A 16,387-nucleotide genomic window follows, 5' to 3' on the forward strand; every position below is an offset into this window, starting at 1 on the left:
CGCGGTCCGCCGTCACAACCACCCGTTGCGCTTGAAGCCCCGGTACACCACGAAACAGATCACGGCGATGACGCCCAGCATCAGCGGATAGCCGAACCGCCAGTGCAGCTCCGGCATGTGATCGAAGTTCATGCCGTAGACCCCGCACCCCATCGTCGGCACGGCGACGATCGCGGCCCACGCCGTGATCTTGCGCATGTCCTCGTTCTGCGCGACGGTCACCTGCGCGAGATGGGCCTGAAGGATCGAATTGAGCAGCTCGTCGAACGCGGCTATCTGCTCCACCGCGCGCAGCAGATGGTCCGACACGTCACGGAAGTACGCCTGTATCTCGGGCGGCACCACCGGGAACGGGCGGCTCGCCAGCTCCAGCACCGGCCGGGACAGCGGCGCCACCGCGCGCTTCAGCTCCAGCAGCTCCCGCTTCAGCTGATAGATCCGGCCGGGATCGGTCCGTGCCCCGTTCCGCGCGAAGACCTCCGTCTCCACCTCGTCGATGTCCGCCTGGACCTCGTCGATCACCGTCAGATAGTCGTCGACCACACCGTCCGCGATGGCGTGCAGCACCGCCGCGGGCCCCTTGGCGAGCTGCTCCGGACTCGCCTCCAGCGACTCCCGGACGGGCCCGAGCGAACCGTGCCGGCCGTGCCGCACCGTGATCACGAAGTCGTATCCGACGAACACCATGATCTCGCCGGTGTCGACGACCTCGCTGGTGGCCGTCAGCTCCGCGTGCTCGACGTAGCAGACCGTCTTCAGTACGGCGAACAGCGTCGTCCCGTACCGCTCGACCTTCGGCCGCTGATGCGCGTGGACCGCGTCCTCCACGGCGAGCGGGTGCAGATCGAACAGCTCCGCGACGTCCGCGAACTCCAGCTCCGTCGGCTCGTGCAGGCCGAGCCACACGAAGCCGTCGTCCGCCTTGCGGACCGCGCGCACCGCCTCGACGAGATCCCGGCCGCCCGTCTCCCGCCGCCCGTCGCGGTACGTCACGCAATTCACCACCGCCGACCCGAGCGGGGAGCGCGCCGGGTGGCTCAGGTCGACCCGCGGCCGTCGGCGTGCCAGACGCGCGACTCTCCGCAGCCCGCCCACCTTGCGCAGGCTGCCGACCCTTCGCAGATTGCCCGCCATCGACATGCTCGGCTCCTCGCGCCGCTCTTCGTACGTGCGTGTACCTGGCCGCCGTCCCGGTGCGAGGACGACCTGGCGAGCCAGTCTGCCAGTCGTCGCCGACAGCGTGTCCAGCCCTGTGGGAACGGAGGATTCCGCTCCGCTCCGCTTCGGGGTGATCTCCGCGCAGACGTCCACGGCCAGGTCAAATGCCGGGTATGCGGGGAGAGGCTGGGATGATCGGGACATGACTCCATCCGGCGGCCACGCATACCTTCTCGACAATCAGCAGCCCGAGGCGGGCCAGCGGTTCGACGCGCTGTCGACGCTGTTCGACCCCACGACGTTCCGGCACATCGAGCGGCTCGGCATCGGATCCGGCTGGCGCTGCTGGGAGGTCGGCGCGGGCGGCACCTCGGTGGTGTCCTGGCTCGCCCGGCAGGTCGGCCCGACCGGCCGGGTGCTCGCCACCGACATCGACACGTCCTGGCAGACCGGTTCGCCCCGCTCGCCGGTCGAGGTCCGCCGGCACGACGTCGGTGCCGACGCACCGCCCGCCGAGACCTTCGACCTGGTCCACGCCCGGCTCGTCCTGGTCCACGTCCCCGACCGGGACCGCGCGCTCCAGTCCATGATCCAGTCGCTGCGCCCCGGCGGCCGCCTGCTGATCGAGGACGCCGACCCCGCGCTCCAGCCCCTGCTCTGCCCCGACGAGCACGGCCCCGCACAGCAGTTGGCCAACCGCCTGCGCCACGGCTTCCGTTCCCTGCTCGCCGAGCGCGGCGCGGACCTGAGCTACGGCCGCAGGCTCCCGCGCCTGCTCCGCGAGGCCGGCCTGCGCCAGGTCGAGTCGGACGCGTACTTCCCCCTGGCCTCTCCCGCCTGCACGGCCCTGGAAGCGGCGACGGTCGAACAGATCCGCGCCGACCTGGTCTCCGCGAACCTGGCCACGGACGCCGAGATCGACCGCCACCTGGCCAACGTGCGGGAGGGCTCGATGGATCTGGCGACGGCCCCCCTGATCTCGGCCTGGGGCAGGAAGCCCGCCTAGCCCCGCAGAGCGGCACGCACGGCCGGGGGCGCCGGGATCCGCGCGCCCAGGCCGGCGCGGCCGGGTCTCCCCGAGGGCGGGAGGGGCGGGCCGGGGATCGCCCGCCCGCCAGCGCGGCCCCCTCCGCCGCCGGGTCATCCCGGCGGCCGTCCCCCGACCACCCCCACCGCGGCCGCCCCGGCCCGGCATCCTGCCCCCACGGCCTCCCGCCACCCCTCGCCCCTGAGCCGCGCCGCGATCACCGCCCCGGTGAAGGCGTCCCCGGCCCCCGTCGAGTCGCGCACCACGACCCCCTCCGCGGCGACGCCCCGCTCCCGCACCACGCCACCCCGCGCGACCAGAGCCCCGGCGGCCCCCGACTTCACGACCACCACCGGGAACCGTCCGCTCAGCTCCGCCCCGGCCCCACCCGCGTCCTCCACCCCGCTGAGCAGCACCGCTTCGTCCCGGCTCGGCACCAGGACGTCGACCCCTTCGGCCAGCGCGAGAAACCGCCCGGCCCCCAACTCCCGCAGAAAGCCCGCCGATGCCGGGTCCACACTCACCGGCACTCCACGCGCGCGGGCGTCCCGCACCGCGACGGACACCAGCGCGCGCCCCGACGCGGAGAAGAACAGATACCCGGACAGGTGCAGCCAGCCCACCCCGTCCAGCCGCGCGGCCGACCAGTCGCGCGGCCCCACCAGCAGCGACGCCCCACTGTCCGTCAGGAACGTCCGCTCGCCGCCGTCCCCCTCGTCGACCAGGCTCACGACGGCCCCGGTCGGCGCCTCGTCGTCCACCACGAGCAGCGGCCGCACCCCGGCCCCCACCAGCGCCTCCGCGTGCCACCGCGCCGAGTCCGCCCCGACCCGTCCGAGCAGCGCGACGTCGGGGCAGCCCGCGTACGCCGCCCAGCAGGCCACGTTGGCGCCCGCGCCTCCCGGCACCGTCCGGATCCGGGCCGTCGTGTCCGTCCCCCGGGCGAGCGGTCCGCGGTGCCGGGCGACGACGTCCGTGACGACGTCGCCGACGACGAGCAGCGCCCCGCCGTCCCCCGTCACATCCGGGCCCGGGCCGCCGCGATCCGCGCGCCCAGCCGCACGTTCCCGCGCACGGCCGCCAGATTCGCCTCCAGGGAGGCCCCCTCGGTGTGCCGCATCAGATGGTCCAGCAGGAACGGCGTCACCGCCTGCCCGGCGACACCCTCCTCGGCGCAGGCCCGCAACCCGCTCTCCAGCACGCGCGCGTGCAGCTCCGGATCCAGCTGGGACTCCTCCGGTACGGGAAGGGCGACGATCAGCGCCGACTCCTGGGCCGCCAACTCGTCCTGGGCCCGCATGACCCGGGCCACCTCCTGCGGCGTGTGCAGCGTCCAGTCCACCGGCTCCCCGGAGTCGGCCAGGTAGAAGCCGGGGAAACGTGTCGTGCCGTACCCGGCCACCGCCACCCCCAGCGTCTCCAGCCGCTGCAACGTGGCCGGCACGTCGAGGATCGACTTCACCCCGGCACAGACCACGGTGATCCGCGTACGCGCGAGCAGCCCCAGATCGGCCGACTCGTCCTGCGTCCCGGCCCAGTCCCGGTGCACCCCGCCGAGCCCGCCCGTCGCGAAGACCCGTATCCCCGCCCGCGCCGCGAGCAGCGCCGTCGCGGAGACCGTCGTCGCACCGCTCGCACCCGTGGCCATGGCGAGCGGAAGGTCCCGCTGACTCAGCTTGCGGATGCCGTCCTCCTCGGCGACCCGCTCCACCTGCGCCCTGTCGAGGCCGACGTGGGGACGTCCGTCCAGGACGGCGATCGTCGCGGGCACCGCCCCCTCGTCCCGTACGGCCTGTTCCAGTTCGAGCGCCACCCGCAGATTCCGGGGCCGCGGCAGCCCATGAGCGATGATCGTCGACTCCAAAGCCACCACCGGGCGCCCCGCCCCGAGCGCGTCCCGTACCTCGTCCGACACCACCGGCATGCGTGTGCCTCCTCCGCCATCTGATCTGTCCCTGACATCCCTGGCGGACGTGCGTCACTCCCAAACACCGCCGCCGCGCGGGCGGATGGCACGGGAAAGGTGCCCCACGCGCGCGTGGAGCACCCTCACTCCGGTAACGCCCCTCCTAGACGGGACGCGCCCCGCTCAGCGCGCCGTGCGGATCGAGGACGTACTTCCTGCTCGCCCCCTGGTCGAACTCCGCGTATCCGCGCGGCGCGTCCTCCAGGCCGATCACCGTCGCGTTGACGGCCTTCGCGATGTGCACGCGCTCGTGCAGGATCGCCATCATCAGGCCGCGGTGGTACTCCATGACCGGGCACTGCCCGGTCGACAGCCGATGGCTCTTCGCCCAGCCGAGCCCGAGCCGCACCTTCAGCGTTCCGGTGCGCGCGTCCTGGTCGACACCGCCCGGGTCGTCGGTCACGTACAGGCCGGGGATGCCGAGCGCGCCACCGGCCGTCGTGAGGCCCATCAGGGAGTTGAGGACCGTCGCCGGCGCCTCGGCGGCGTCCGGGCCGTGCGCGCGGGCCTCGAAGCCCACCGCGTCCACGGCGGCGTCGACCTCCGGCACGCCCAGGATCTCCGCGACCTGGTCCTCGGCCGTGCCCCGCGTCAGATCGACCGTCTCGCAGCCGAAGCTGCGCGCCTGGGCCAGCCGTTCGGGGTTCAGGTCGCCGACGATCACCACGGCGGCGCCCAGCAGCTGCGCCGACGCGGCCGCCGCGAGACCGACGGGCCCGGCCCCGGCCACGTACACGGTCGAGCCGACCCCCGTCCCCGCCGTGACCGCGCCGTGGAACCCGGTGGGGAAGATGTCCGACAGCATCGTCAGGTCGAGGAGCTTCTCGCGCGCCTGGTCGGCGTCCGGGAAGCGCAGCGCGTTGAAGTCCGCGTACGGAACCATGACGAACTCGGCCTGCCCGCCGACCCAGCCACCCATGTCGACATAGCCATAAGCCGCGCCGGGCCGAGCGGGATTGACGTTCAGACAGATGCCGGTCTTGCGCTCCTTGCAGTTGCGGCACCGCCCGCACGCGATGTTGAACGGCACCGAGACGATGTCCCCGATGTCCAGGAACTCGACGTCCGGACCCTTCTCGACGATCTCGCCCGTGATCTCGTGGCCCAGGACCAGCCCCTCGGGCGCCGTGGTGCGGCCGCGCACCATGTGCTGGTCGCTGCCGCAGATGTTGGTGGCGAGCACCTTGAGGATCACGCCGTGCCGGCAGACGCGGCCGACGTTGGCACGCGCCACCCCCGGCCCGTCCTTCAGTTCGAGCGTCGGGTGGTCGATGGTCCTGACCTCCACCGCACCCGGCTTGAGATATGCGACTGCCCTGTTTCCGCTCATGCTTGATCGCCGTCCCTTCGGCTCTGCTGCTCGTCGTCGGCGGATGCTCCGGCTGTGCGCACGGGGGAGTCTGCTACCGAATCGGGCCGCTGAGGAGACGCGCGGCGCGGTCCTCTCGAAGGCGCCGCGAGCCCGCACGCCCGCGGGGTGCCCATGTCGTTACATCGCTTCGAGTCTCCGCCCGACGGCCCGCCCGCCCCTCGACGAGCCGTCCAGTCGGCGGCGCCGGCACGCTACGAGGCGTCCAGTGAGACCGCGGGCGCAGGCCGACTAGGGTGACCGGCCATGACCGTGAACGACCAGACCGCCGCCCCGGCTACCGCCGCCCCCTCCTTCGCCGTGCACATCCCGGACGTGGAGCTCGAACCCGAGCCGCTCGACCCCGCGCAGATCGTCTCCGGAACCCCCGAGGTCACCGGCAAGGTCCTGTGGGAGTCCGAGGACGGCACACACCTGCGCGGCATCTGGCAGATCACGCCGGGCGTCGTCACCGACACCGAGGCGAACGAACTGTTCGTGGTCGTCAGCGGCCGCGCCACCGTCGAGGTCGAGGGCGGCGCCACCCTGGAGGTCGGACCGGGCAGCGCCGCCGTGCTCCGCGAGGGCGACCGCACGACATGGACCGTGCACGAGACGCTGCGCAAGGCGTACCACATCACGCTGAGCTGAACGAACGTTTCCGCTGAACGGTCGTACGCGTCAGCCCGGTTGCGGGAGACGGCGGGTGAACAGCGCGAGCGCGCCGAGCGGCAGCAGCAGGCAGGCCGCCGCCAGGTTCAGCCACGCGTAGCTCGCCGTGGCCACCACCAGGCCCGCGGTCGCGCCGCCGATCCCCGCCGCCAGGCTCGTCGTCAGATCCGACAACCCCTGTGCGGCGGCCCGCGCGGCCCGCGGCACCGAGTCGGTGAGCAGCGCGGACCCGGCGACCAAGCCCGCCGACCAGCCGAGCCCGAGCGTGAACAGCCCCGCCGCGCTCTGCGCCCGGCCGCCGCCCGCCGTCCCGGCGAGCAGCGCCGCACACGCGAGCAGCCCGACGGCGAGCCCGATCACCGTGAGCCGCCCGAACCGGTCGGCCAGCCGCCCCATGACCGGGGAGAACGCGTACATCCCCGTGATGTGCCCGCTGATCACGAGGCCGATCACCTGGATGCCCGCGCCGTGGTGCTGGAGATCCACCGGCGTCATCGACATCACCGAGACCATCGCGGTGTGCGACACGGCCACCGTGACCAGCGCGAGCCGGGCCCGCGGCGAGGCGGCGACCGCGGCGAACCCCGCCCGGACGGACCGGGCCTCGCGCCCGTGCTCCTCGGCCGGCGCCGCCGCCCGCGCCGCCAGCAGCGGGTCGGGCCGCAGCATGACCTGTACGAGGACGGCGGCCACGAGGAACACCCCGGCCGCCCATACGAACGGGCCGGCCTCCGCGGGTATCCCGAGGCCGGTGACGCTGCGGCCCGCGGGCGCCGCGATGTTCGGCCCGAGCACGGCGCCGATCGTGGTGGCCCACACGACGGTCGAGATCGCGCGGGCCCGCCGGTCGGGCTCGGCCAGATCGGCGGCCGCGTAGCGGGCCTGCAGATTCGCGGACGACGCCGCTCCGAACCCGGCGAGCCCGACGAGCAGCAGCGGGAAACTCCCCGCCGCCGCGGCGCCCACGGTGAGCACCGCTCCCACCGCGCCGATCAGATAGGCGAGCACGAGTCCGGCCCGCCGCCCCCACGCGTTCATCAACGCGGCCAGGGGCACCGAGAGCACCGCGGTCCCGGCGACGCTCGCGGTGGACGCGAGCCCGGACAGCGCCTCGTCCCCGCTCACCCGCCTGGCGAGCACCGCCGCCAGCGCGATCCCCGTGGCGGTGCCCAGACCGCCGAGTATCTGCGAGGCGACCAGCACCTTCTGGGTCCGCCGCTGGAGCGCGCGCAGCTCGGGCCCGGCGCCGTCACCCGCGGCTGCGCCGGCGACCCGGCCGGCCGCGTCCTCGACCCGGTCGCGGCCCCCGCTCTCCGCACCCCGCACCCCTCACCCCTCACCCCACCCGGTCCCGGCGGCCCCGCGGCCCGGAGACGTCCTCGGAGCCCCGCAGACCCTCTCAGAACAGCGGCTCGGGCAACACCCCTTCGAGCGCGAGCAGCTTCCGCTTCGTCTCCAGTCCGCCGCCGAAGCCCCCGATGCCCCCGTCCCGCTCCACGACCCGGTGGCACGGCACCACGACCGGCAGCGGATTGGCCCCCATCGCCACCCCCACGGCCTGGGCGGCGGAGGGCTGTCCGACCCGGCGGGCCAGATCCCCGTATCCCACGACCGCGCCGAAGGACACCCCGGCCGCCAGCTCGCGCAGCACCTCGCGGTTGAACCCCGTGATCAGCGACCAGTCGAGCGGCAGCTCGAACGCGCGCCGCCGCCCGGCGAAGTACTCGTCCAACTGCCGTATCGCGTCGGCGAGCAGCGGCGAGTCCGGCGCCTCGACCGGCTCGGTCCCGAAGCGGGATCCGATCCGGGCGAGCGCCTTGTCCCGTACGGCGTCGGTGGCGTGGAAGACCACGTTCACCAGACCGTCCTCCGTCGCGGCCAGCAGCAGCGGTCCGATGTCGCTGCCCACGACGGCCCACACGACCCGCGGCCGCGCGGTCGCCGTGCCCTGCTCGTTCTGCCCGGTGGCGTCCATGGCGACCACGGTACGGCGGGCCACTGACAACGCCGGGCCGGGCTCAGCCCTTCAGCGCCCCCCGCACGACGTCGGGGGTGTTCGTGATGATGCCGTCGACGCCGTAGCCGGCCACGCGCCGCGCGCTCGCCGCGTCGTTGACGGTCCACGTGTAGACCTGGAGCGGCTTGCCGTGCGGCCCCTTGAAGGCGTGCACCGCGGCGACGTAGTCGGTGCCGATCGTCGTGTTCGACGGGTTGATCTGATCGGCGAACCGCGTGTACGCGGGCAGCTCGGCCACGGCGGGGGTGCCCAGGAAGCCGGTGGTGATGTCGGGCCGCCGCGCGTGCACGGTCCGGACGCTCCCCGCGTCGAAGCTCTGCACGACCAGCCGGCCCCTGACGTGCCCCCGGTCGAGCCAGCCGTCGCGGCCCAGCTGCCGCAGGATCTGGTCCTCGATGCCCGGATACAGCTCGGGCGACTTGATCTCCATGAGGAGCTTCTGGTGGTTGCGGTCCACGCGCCGCAGGTACTGGTGGAGCGTCGGGATCCGCGCCCCCGTGAACGCCGCGTCCTTCCAGCCGCCCGCGTCCAGCCGGGCGATCTCGGCCGCGGTGAAGTCCTTGACGTTCCAGGGGGCACGGTCCGGAAAGACCTGCTCCACGTCGGTCGTCCGCGTCAGCGTCGTGTCGTGCAGGACGACCAGGACGCCGTCCTTGGTGCGCTGCACGTCGTTCTCGACCCAGTCGAAACCGAGCCGGTCCGCCTTGTCGACGGCTTCGAGCGTATTTTCGGGGGCGTAGGCGGAGGCACCGCGGTGGGCGACGACCACCGGGCCGGGGTGCCGGTCGGCCCCGGGGGCGGCCTGGGCCGCAGTGGGCAGGACCAGAACCCCGATGACGACCGAGCCGGTCATGGAGGCCAGGGCGACTGCTGTACGTGCGGACACGTCTGCTCCTCGTGCGTCGTGAGATCACGGACGGCACGAGCGTGACAGTCCGGAGCCAACAGAACACAGGCGAAGGATGGTCAGAGGTTGAACGGTGTCACCCGACCGGAGCGACCCCCGCGTGGAATGGCAGGATTCTTTGCCGGAAAATCGTTCGGACGTTCCCGCGTGAGCTTTAATCTCAGCCTCGACCGCGGCCACTCGGGTGGCCGCCCACGAGGGATCGGTACGACACCTCACGGCACAACAGGGCGGAAGGGCTGCGACGCATGCAAGGCACGGTCGACGGCTTCAGTTACGGGCTCGTCACACCGGTGGTCGCTTATCTCATGGCGTGCCTCGGCGGCGCGCTGGGCTTGCGCTGCACGACCAGATCGCTCCTGGTGGCCAACACCTGGCGGGCCGGCTGGCTCGCGCTCGGATCGGCGGCCATCGGCTCGGGCATCTGGACGATGCACTTCATCGCGATGATGGGGTTCTCCGTCGAGGGAGTGCCGATCCACTACGACATGGCCACGACGTTCGCGAGCCTCGGCGTCGCCATCGTCATGGTCGGCGTCGGCGTCTTCATCGTCGGCTACAAGGGAGCGACCGGTCCCGCCCTGTTCACCGGCGGCACCCTCACCGGCCTGGGCGTCGCCACGATGCACTACCTCGGAATGGCCGGAATGCGCCTCCACGGGACGATTCAGTACAACATCGTCACCGTGGCCGCCTCCGTGGTGATCGCCATGGTGGCCGCCACCCTCGCCCTGTGGGCGGCCGTACAGGTCCGCGGCATCCTCTGGAGCCTCGGCGCCAGCCTCGTCATGGGGCTCGCCGTGTCCGGCATGCACTACATGGCGATGACGGGCGTCAGCGTCCACATGGAGAACTCCACGGCCGGCAACCCCGGGGGCGACGCGGCCGCCGGCATCATCGCGCCCATGATGATCGGCCCGCTCTGCTTCCTCCTGCTGGCCGGCGTGGTCGTCATGTTCGATCCGCTGATGGTCATGGGCCGCCCCGACTGGCGCGACGCCCAGGAGGCGGCGGACCACCGCGGCGCCGCCGCCACGCCCGTCCCCGTCGCGCGCCACGGGCAGAGCCACCGCGCCCGCCGGACCCTCGGCCGGCAGGAGCGGCCGCGGACCCCGCAGGACTGGTGAGCCCCGCCGCCGACGGCCGATCCGACCCGGTTGTCAGTGGCGGGTCGTACGGTTGATTCCATGCGGCCCGTATCGAAGATCGAACGCACGGTGGCACCTTTCGAGGTCGTCAGCCCGTACCAGCCCAGCGGTGACCAGCCCGCGGCCATCGCCGAGCTGGAGAAGCGCGTCACAGCAGGCGAGAAGGACGTCGTCCTGCTCGGGGCGACCGGCACCGGCAAGTCCGCCACCACGGCGTGGATGATCGAGAAGCTCCAGCGCCCCACCCTGGTGATGGCGCCGAACAAGACCCTGGCCGCCCAGCTGGCGAACGAGTTCCGAGAGCTCCTGCCGAACAACGCGGTGGAGTACTTCGTCTCGTACTACGACTACTACCAGCCCGAGGCGTACGTCCCGCAGTCGGACACGTACATCGAGAAGGACTCCTCGATCAACGAGGAGGTGGAGCGCCTGCGCCACTCGGCGACGAACTCGCTGCTGACCCGCCGCGACGTCGTCGTGGTCGCCTCCGTCTCCTGCATCTACGGCCTCGGCACGCCGCAGGAGTACGTCGACCGCATGGTCCAGCTGAAGGTCGGCGACGAGATCGACCGCGACGACCTGCTGCGCCGTTTCGTCGACATCCAGTACACCCGCAACGACCTGGCGTTCCAGCGCGGCACCTTCCGGGTGCGCGGCGACACCATCGAGATCTTCCCCGTCTACGAGGAGCTCGCGGTCCGCATCGAGATGTTCGGCGACGAGATCGAGTCGCTGTCCACCCTCCACCCGCTCACCGGCGAGGTCATCAGCGACGACGACTCGCTGTACATCTTCCCGGCGACGCACTACGTGGCGGGCCCCGAGCGCCTGGAGCGCGCGGCGAACGACATCGAGAAGGAGCTGGGCGAGCGCCTCACCGAGCTGGAGAAGCAGGGCAAGCTGCTGGAGGCCCAGCGGCTGCGCATGCGCACCACGTACGACCTCGAGATGCTCCGCCAGATCGGCTCCTGCTCCGGCGTGGAGAACTACTCGATGCACTTCGACGGCCGCGAGCCCGGCTCCCCGCCGAACACGCTGCTCGACTACTTCCCGGACGACTTCCTCCTCGTCATCGACGAGTCGCACGTCACCGTGCCGCAGATCGGCGCCATGTACGAGGGCGACGCCTCCCGCAAGCGCACCCTGGTGGACCACGGCTTCCGGCTGCCGTCCGCGCTGGACAACCGCCCCCTCAAGTGGGAGGAGTTCCAGGAGCGCATCGGCCAGACCGTCTACCTGTCGGCGACGCCCGGCAACTACGAGCTCGCCCGCTCGGACGGCTTCGTCGAGCAGATCATCCGCCCCACCGGCCTCATCGACCCCGAGGTGGTCGTCAAGCCCACCGAGGGGCAGATCGACGACCTGGTGCACGAGATCCGCACCCGCACCGAGAAGGACGAGCGCGTCCTGGTCACCACGCTCACCAAGAAGATGGCCGAGGACCTCACGGACTACTTCCTGGAGCTGGGCATCCAGGTCCGCTACCTGCACAGCGACGTGGACACCCTGCGCCGCGTCGAGCTGCTGCGCGAGCTGCGCGCGGGCGAGTACGACGTCCTGGTCGGCATCAACCTGCTCCGCGAGGGCCTCGACCTGCCCGAGGTGTCCCTGGTGGCCATCCTCGACGCCGACAAGGAGGGCTTCCTGCGCTCCGGGACGTCCCTGATCCAGACCATCGGCCGCGCCGCGCGCAACGTGTCGGGCCAGGTGCACATGTACGCGGACAAGGTCACCCCGGCGATGGAGAAGGCCATCGACGAGACCAACCGCCGCCGCGAGAAGCAGATCGCGTACAACGAGGCGAACGGCATCGACCCGCAGCCCTTGCGCAAGAAGATCAACGACATCGTGGCGTCCATCGCGCGCGAGGACGTCGACACGGAGGCGCTGCTCGGCACCGGCTACCGCAAGGGCGGCAAGGACGGAAAGGGCGCCAAGGCCCCCGTCCCCTCGCTCGGCACGGCGGACACGGGCAAGAAGAAGCGCGGCAAGGCGGCCGAGCCGACCGTGCCCACCGACCGGCCCGCGGCCGAGCTCTCCGCACAGATCGAGGAGCTGACCGAGCGGATGCGCGCCGCGGCGGCCGACCTCCATTTCGAGATCGCGGCACGGCTGCGCGACGAGGTGTCGGAGATGAAGAAGGAGCTGCGCCAGATGAGGGAGGCGGGGCTCGCCTGACCTGCCGCGACGGGCGGAGCGGCGTGGCTGTGTTGCAAGACCGCCACAATGTTCCGCCCGCGGTGGCGGCGCTGTCGGTGCCGCCCTCTAGGGTTTGACCAACCGCGCATGCGCCGCGGCAACAGGGGACGGTACGAGAGGGGACTGGGCGTGGGCATCAGCTTGGACAAGGGGCAGGCCATCAGCCTCGAGAAGCAGGGCGGAGGCACGCTCACCGCCGTGCGCATGGGCCTCGGCTGGCAGGCGGCCCCCCGGCGGGGTCTGTTCGGCACCCGCACCCGCGAGATCGACCTCGACGCCTCGGCGGTCCTCTTCGCCGACAAGCAGCCGGTGGACGTGGTCTTCTTCCGCCACCTCGTCAGCGACGACGGCTCGGTGCGGCACACCGGCGACAACCTCGTGGGCGGAGCGGGACAGGGCGGTGACGACGAGGCGATCCTCGTCGACCTCGCGCGCGTCCCGGTCCACATCGACCAGATCGTCTTCACGGTCAACTCGTTCACGGGCCAGACCTTCCAGGAAGTGCAGAACGCGTTCTGCCGACTGGTCGACGAGACGAACGGCCAGGAGCTGGCCCGCTTCACGCTCGACGGCGGCGGTCAGTACACGGCGCAGATCATGGCCAAGGTGCACCGGGACGGGGCGGGCTGGAAGATGACGGCCCTGGGCACGGCGGCCAACGGCCGGACGTTCCAGGACCTCATGCCTTCCATCCTTCCCGGCCTCTAGCGGGCCGACGATGGCGGCCGAACTGGTGAGGGGCCAGAACCACCCCCTCACCCAGACCCGTCTGGAGATCCGGGTGTCGGCCGGCCACCCGGTCGTCGCGGGCGCCACGCTCGCCGACGACCGGGGCACCGTGCACGGCGCCGGGCGCGTCGCCCACCCCGGCGCGCCCGCCCTGCCGGGCCTCGAAGTACCACGGCAGGCGGCGGCCGACCACCGCCTCGCCGTCGACCTGGACGCGATGCCGCCGGACGTGCACCGCGTCACCGTGCTGCTCGCGCTGCCCGTCGGCACCGGCGGGCCGACCCGCTTCGGCGCGGTGGCCGCCCCGTTCGTGGCGGTCACCGGTCTCGACGGCGCCGAGCAGGCCAGCTACACCGTCACCGACCTCGACTCCGAATCGGCCGTCGTCGCCCTGGAGCTGTACCGGAGACAGGACGCCTGGAAGGTACGCGCCATCGGCCAGGGCTACGCCGACGGACTCGCCGCGCTCCTCGCCGACCAGGGCCTGCCGGACGCCGGGGCGCTGGCGGGCGCCATCCACGACGCCGTCGCGCAGGGACTGGCCCGCGCGGTCGCACCCCCACCGCGTACGGCGGACGAGAGCCAGGTCCGCGCGGCGGCCACGGCCGGCCACGCCGCCGGCGCCCTGCCACCCACCCCCGCGGCCCCGGCCGCCGGCGGACCGGGCGGCCCCATCGACTACAGCCATCCGCGCCGCCAGGCGCCGCCGCCCCCGCCGGCGGCGCAGCCCGCCGGCACCGGTGGGCCCGCCGCACCGGTCGCGGGCGACGCCACCGGCTGGACCATGGAGGAGCGGCTCTACAACCAGGTGTGGGGCATGTTCGAGGACCTGGCCCGCACCGCCGCCGCCTTCCGCAGCGCCGTCGACTTCGCCGACTCCCGGATGGAGCAGGAGCTCGACCGCATCCTCTCCGGCCTGTCCGACCCGCGCAGCCGCCTCGGCAGCCAGGGCGACGCCGCCCGCGAGGCCGCCCGCGCCAAGCACGGCGCCCTCGTGGAGCGGGCCCGCGAAGTCCTCGACCGGGACCTGGCCCAGCTCGCCGCCGAGTCCGAGGTCGTCGAGCCGGCGCTCCCGGCCCCGTACGCCGGCTGGGACAACCCGTGCTGGCACGCCTACCGCAGCCCCATGGAGCTCCCCATGGCCGTGCGGCTGGGCGACCTCGGACTGCCGGAGAGCGACAGCCTGGGCCTGCGCATCCCGATGCTCGTGCGGCTGCCCCTGGAGCGCGGGCTGTGGATCGACGCCGGTGCCTCGGCCGGTGACGGGCTCAGCGACGCCGACGCGGTGCGGGCCCGCGCCGCACAGACCGCCGTCGTCCACGTCGCCCGGCTGCTCGCGGCGTATCCGGCGGGCGGGTTCAGCGTGCACGTCGTCGATCCGGCGGGCACGGCCGCGGCCGCCCTGGCGCCCCTGGTCGACGCCGGGGTGCTCGACGGGCCTCCCGCCCGGGGAGCGGCCGGTGTCTCCGAGGTACTGACCCGGCTCACCGAGCGGGTCGACCTCATCCAGATGGCGATCCGCGCGGGCGCCGCCGACTCCCTGCCGCCGGACTTCGACACCGCCCAGCAACTGCTCGTCGTGCACGACTTCCCGCACGGTTTCGACGACCGCGCCGTCACCCGGCTGCGCTACCTCGCGGACGAGGGGCCGCAGGTGGGCGTCCATCTGATGCTGGTCGCCGACCGCCAGGACGCCGCCGAGTACGGCCCGCTCCTCGACCCGCTCTGGCGCACCCTGCTGCGCCTGACGCCGGTGCCCGACGACCATCTCGCCGACCCCTGGGTCGGGCACGCCTGGACGTACGAGCCGCCGGCGGTCCCGCAGGGCAGCGCGGTCCTGCGGACCGTCCTCGCGGAGGTGGCGCGTGCCAGGCAGGAGAGGGGCCTCTGACCTGGTCTTTTGGTGATTCCTTTACTGAAACCTTTACCTTTCATGGGTCTTTCGAGTACTCTTCTTGACGCGGAGGGGAGTACTCCCATACGCGACGTGCCCGTCAATACGGACGACCCGGCCGCACGGCCGTCGATCCCGGGGCGTCGGCCCGAAGCCCCGGAGCGGGGCTCGGGTGGAAGAGACCTCCGGCAGCGACGACGCTGATCAGTAGCCGTACGACGCCGGAGGCGCAGTGGACGTATCGATGACCCTGTGGGTGCTGACCATTCTTGGTCTGAGCGCCCTGATCGCGGTCGACTTCTTCATCGGGCGCAAGCCCCATGACGTGTCGATCAAGGAAGCCGGCATCTGGACCGTGGTCTGGATCGCCCTGGCCGTGCTCTTCGGCGTCGGTGTGACGATCTGGGGCAGCGGCCAGGCCGGTGGCGAGTTCTTCGCCGGCTTCATCACCGAGAAGTCGCTCAGTGTCGACAATCTCTTCGTCTTCATCCTGATCATGGCGAAGTTCTCGGTGCCGACCCATCTCCAGCAGCGCGTCCTGCTCTTCGGCGTGCTCATCGCCCTGGTCCTGCGGGCGATCTTCATCGCGGCGGGCGCCGCGATCATCTCCAGCTTCTCGTGGGTCTTCTACCTCTTCGGTGCCTTCCTCATCTACACCGCCTGGAAGCTCATCAAGGAGGCCCTGGCGGACGAGGAGGAAGAGGACTTCGAGGAGAACCGCCTCCTGAAGTCGGTCGAGAAGAAGTTCGGCGTCGCGGATCGCTACCACGGCACGAAGCTCTTCATCCAGCAGCACGGCAAGCGGATCATGACGCCGCTGCTGGTCGTCATGCTCGCCATCGGCATGACCGACGTGCTGTTCGCCATGGACTCGATCCCGGCGATCTTCGGCCTGACCCAGGACCCGTACATCGTCTTCACGGCGAACGCCTTCGCCCTGATGGGCCTGCGCCAGCTGTACTTCCTCATCGGCGGACTGCTCAAGAAGCTGGTCCACCTCAGCTACGGCCTGTCGGTGATCCTCGGCTTCATCGGAGTGAAGCTGATCCTGCACGCCCTGCACGAGTCCGGCGTGCACGTACCGGAGATCTCGATCCCGGTCTCGCTCGCCGTCATCTGCGGTGTCCTGATCATCACGACGATCACCAGCCTCATCGCCTCGAAGAAGCAGGCCCGGCGCGACGCCGCCGAAGAGGCGCAGAAGGACAGCATCGGCGCCTGACGCCGACGGGCGCGGGGAACGACCCGGCACCGGGAGGGACGCGCGGCCGACGGCCGCACCCCCTCCCGGTGCTCGCTCGTGGCGTGGACGTGCCCCTGTC

General features: G+C 72.2%; 14 protein-coding genes. 7 read left to right on the forward strand and 7 right to left on the reverse strand.

The features are described from left to right. Nucleotides 1–12: 12 nt before the first annotated feature. Nucleotides 13–1,140 (reverse strand): magnesium and cobalt transport protein CorA, encoded by a 1,128-nt coding sequence (locus ACIP5K_RS09485; protein WP_401407149.1) that lies wholly within the window; start codon nucleotides 1,138–1,140, stop codon nucleotides 13–15. 220 nt (nucleotides 1,141–1,360) lie between these two features. On the opposite strand from ACIP5K_RS09485, the gene ACIP5K_RS09490 reads away from it, so the two are divergent. Then, nucleotides 1,361–2,164 (forward strand): methyltransferase domain-containing protein, encoded by an 804-nt coding sequence (locus ACIP5K_RS09490; RefSeq protein ID WP_401407151.1) that lies wholly within the window; start codon nucleotides 1,361–1,363, stop codon nucleotides 2,162–2,164. Between the two features lie 134 nt (nucleotides 2,165–2,298). Here the strand turns inward: ACIP5K_RS09490 and ACIP5K_RS09495 are convergent, their stop codons facing one another. From ACIP5K_RS09495 to fdhA, 3 genes are all read right to left on the reverse strand, one after another. Next, the gene (locus tag ACIP5K_RS09495) at nucleotides 2,299–3,207 is read right to left on the reverse strand and encodes a carbohydrate kinase family protein (protein WP_401407153.1); all 909 of its coding nucleotides are present in this window, start codon (nucleotides 3,205–3,207) and stop codon (nucleotides 2,299–2,301) included. Then, nucleotides 3,204–4,109, reverse strand: coding sequence for a pseudouridine-5'-phosphate glycosidase (locus ACIP5K_RS09500; protein ID WP_401407155.1), 906 nt, complete (start codon nucleotides 4,107–4,109; stop codon nucleotides 3,204–3,206). The genes ACIP5K_RS09495 and ACIP5K_RS09500 overlap by 4 nt, the downstream gene beginning before the upstream one ends. A gap of 145 nt (nucleotides 4,110–4,254) precedes the next feature. Next, nucleotides 4,255–5,481: a formaldehyde dehydrogenase, glutathione-independent gene (fdhA, locus tag ACIP5K_RS09505; protein ID WP_401407157.1), complete on the reverse strand. Its 1,227-nt coding sequence runs from the start codon at nucleotides 5,479–5,481 to the stop codon at nucleotides 4,255–4,257. A gap of 285 nt (nucleotides 5,482–5,766) precedes the next feature. Here fdhA and ACIP5K_RS09510 point away from each other — a divergent pair, with 285 nt between their 5' ends. Beyond that, on the forward strand, nucleotides 5,767–6,150 hold the full coding sequence (locus tag ACIP5K_RS09510) for a cupin domain-containing protein (protein WP_401407159.1): 384 nt from the start codon (nucleotides 5,767–5,769) through the stop codon (nucleotides 6,148–6,150). Nucleotides 6,151–6,180: 30 nt separating this feature from the next. Here the strand turns inward: ACIP5K_RS09510 and ACIP5K_RS09515 are convergent, their stop codons facing one another. The 3 genes from ACIP5K_RS09515 to ACIP5K_RS09525 all read right to left on the reverse strand — a co-directional run bounded on the left by ACIP5K_RS09515 (nucleotide 6,181) and on the right by ACIP5K_RS09525 (nucleotide 9,074). Further along, a complete protein-coding gene (locus ACIP5K_RS09515; protein WP_401407574.1) occupies nucleotides 6,181–7,404 on the reverse strand; it encodes an MFS transporter in 1,224 nt (407 codons plus the stop codon). A 166-nt stretch (nucleotides 7,405–7,570) separates the two neighbouring features. After that, the gene (locus tag ACIP5K_RS09520; protein WP_401407161.1) at nucleotides 7,571–8,146 is read right to left on the reverse strand and encodes a methylated-DNA--[protein]-cysteine S-methyltransferase; all 576 of its coding nucleotides are present in this window, start codon (nucleotides 8,144–8,146) and stop codon (nucleotides 7,571–7,573) included. A gap of 43 nt (nucleotides 8,147–8,189) precedes the next feature. Beyond that, on the reverse strand, nucleotides 8,190–9,074 hold the full coding sequence (locus ACIP5K_RS09525) for a glycerophosphodiester phosphodiesterase (RefSeq protein ID WP_401407163.1): 885 nt from the start codon (nucleotides 9,072–9,074) through the stop codon (nucleotides 8,190–8,192). A 269-nt stretch (nucleotides 9,075–9,343) separates the two neighbouring features. On the opposite strand from ACIP5K_RS09525, the gene ACIP5K_RS09530 reads away from it, so the two are divergent. The 5 genes from ACIP5K_RS09530 to ACIP5K_RS09550 all read left to right on the forward strand — a co-directional run bounded on the left by ACIP5K_RS09530 (nucleotide 9,344) and on the right by ACIP5K_RS09550 (nucleotide 16,287). Next, nucleotides 9,344–10,222 (forward strand): MHYT domain-containing protein, encoded by an 879-nt coding sequence (locus tag ACIP5K_RS09530; protein WP_401407165.1) that lies wholly within the window; start codon nucleotides 9,344–9,346, stop codon nucleotides 10,220–10,222. Between the two features lie 60 nt (nucleotides 10,223–10,282). Then, a complete protein-coding gene (gene uvrB, locus ACIP5K_RS09535; protein ID WP_401407167.1) occupies nucleotides 10,283–12,421 on the forward strand; it encodes an excinuclease ABC subunit UvrB in 2,139 nt (712 codons plus the stop codon). Between the two features lie 108 nt (nucleotides 12,422–12,529). Then, on the forward strand, nucleotides 12,530–13,150 hold the full coding sequence (locus tag ACIP5K_RS09540; RefSeq protein ID WP_401407169.1) for a TerD family protein: 621 nt from the start codon (nucleotides 12,530–12,532) through the stop codon (nucleotides 13,148–13,150). A gap of 10 nt (nucleotides 13,151–13,160) precedes the next feature. Further along, a complete protein-coding gene (locus ACIP5K_RS09545; protein ID WP_401407171.1) occupies nucleotides 13,161–15,062 on the forward strand; it encodes a TerD family protein in 1,902 nt (633 codons plus the stop codon). 235 nt (nucleotides 15,063–15,297) lie between these two features. After that, the gene (locus tag ACIP5K_RS09550; protein WP_401407173.1) at nucleotides 15,298–16,287 is read left to right on the forward strand and encodes a TerC family protein; all 990 of its coding nucleotides are present in this window, start codon (nucleotides 15,298–15,300) and stop codon (nucleotides 16,285–16,287) included. Nucleotides 16,288–16,387 lie beyond the last annotated feature (100 nt).

Origin of the sequence: Streptomyces sp. NPDC088785 (assembly GCF_044750685.1) — a bacterium.
In the GTDB taxonomy this organism is placed as follows: Bacteria; Actinomycetota; Actinomycetes; order Streptomycetales; family Streptomycetaceae; genus Streptomyces.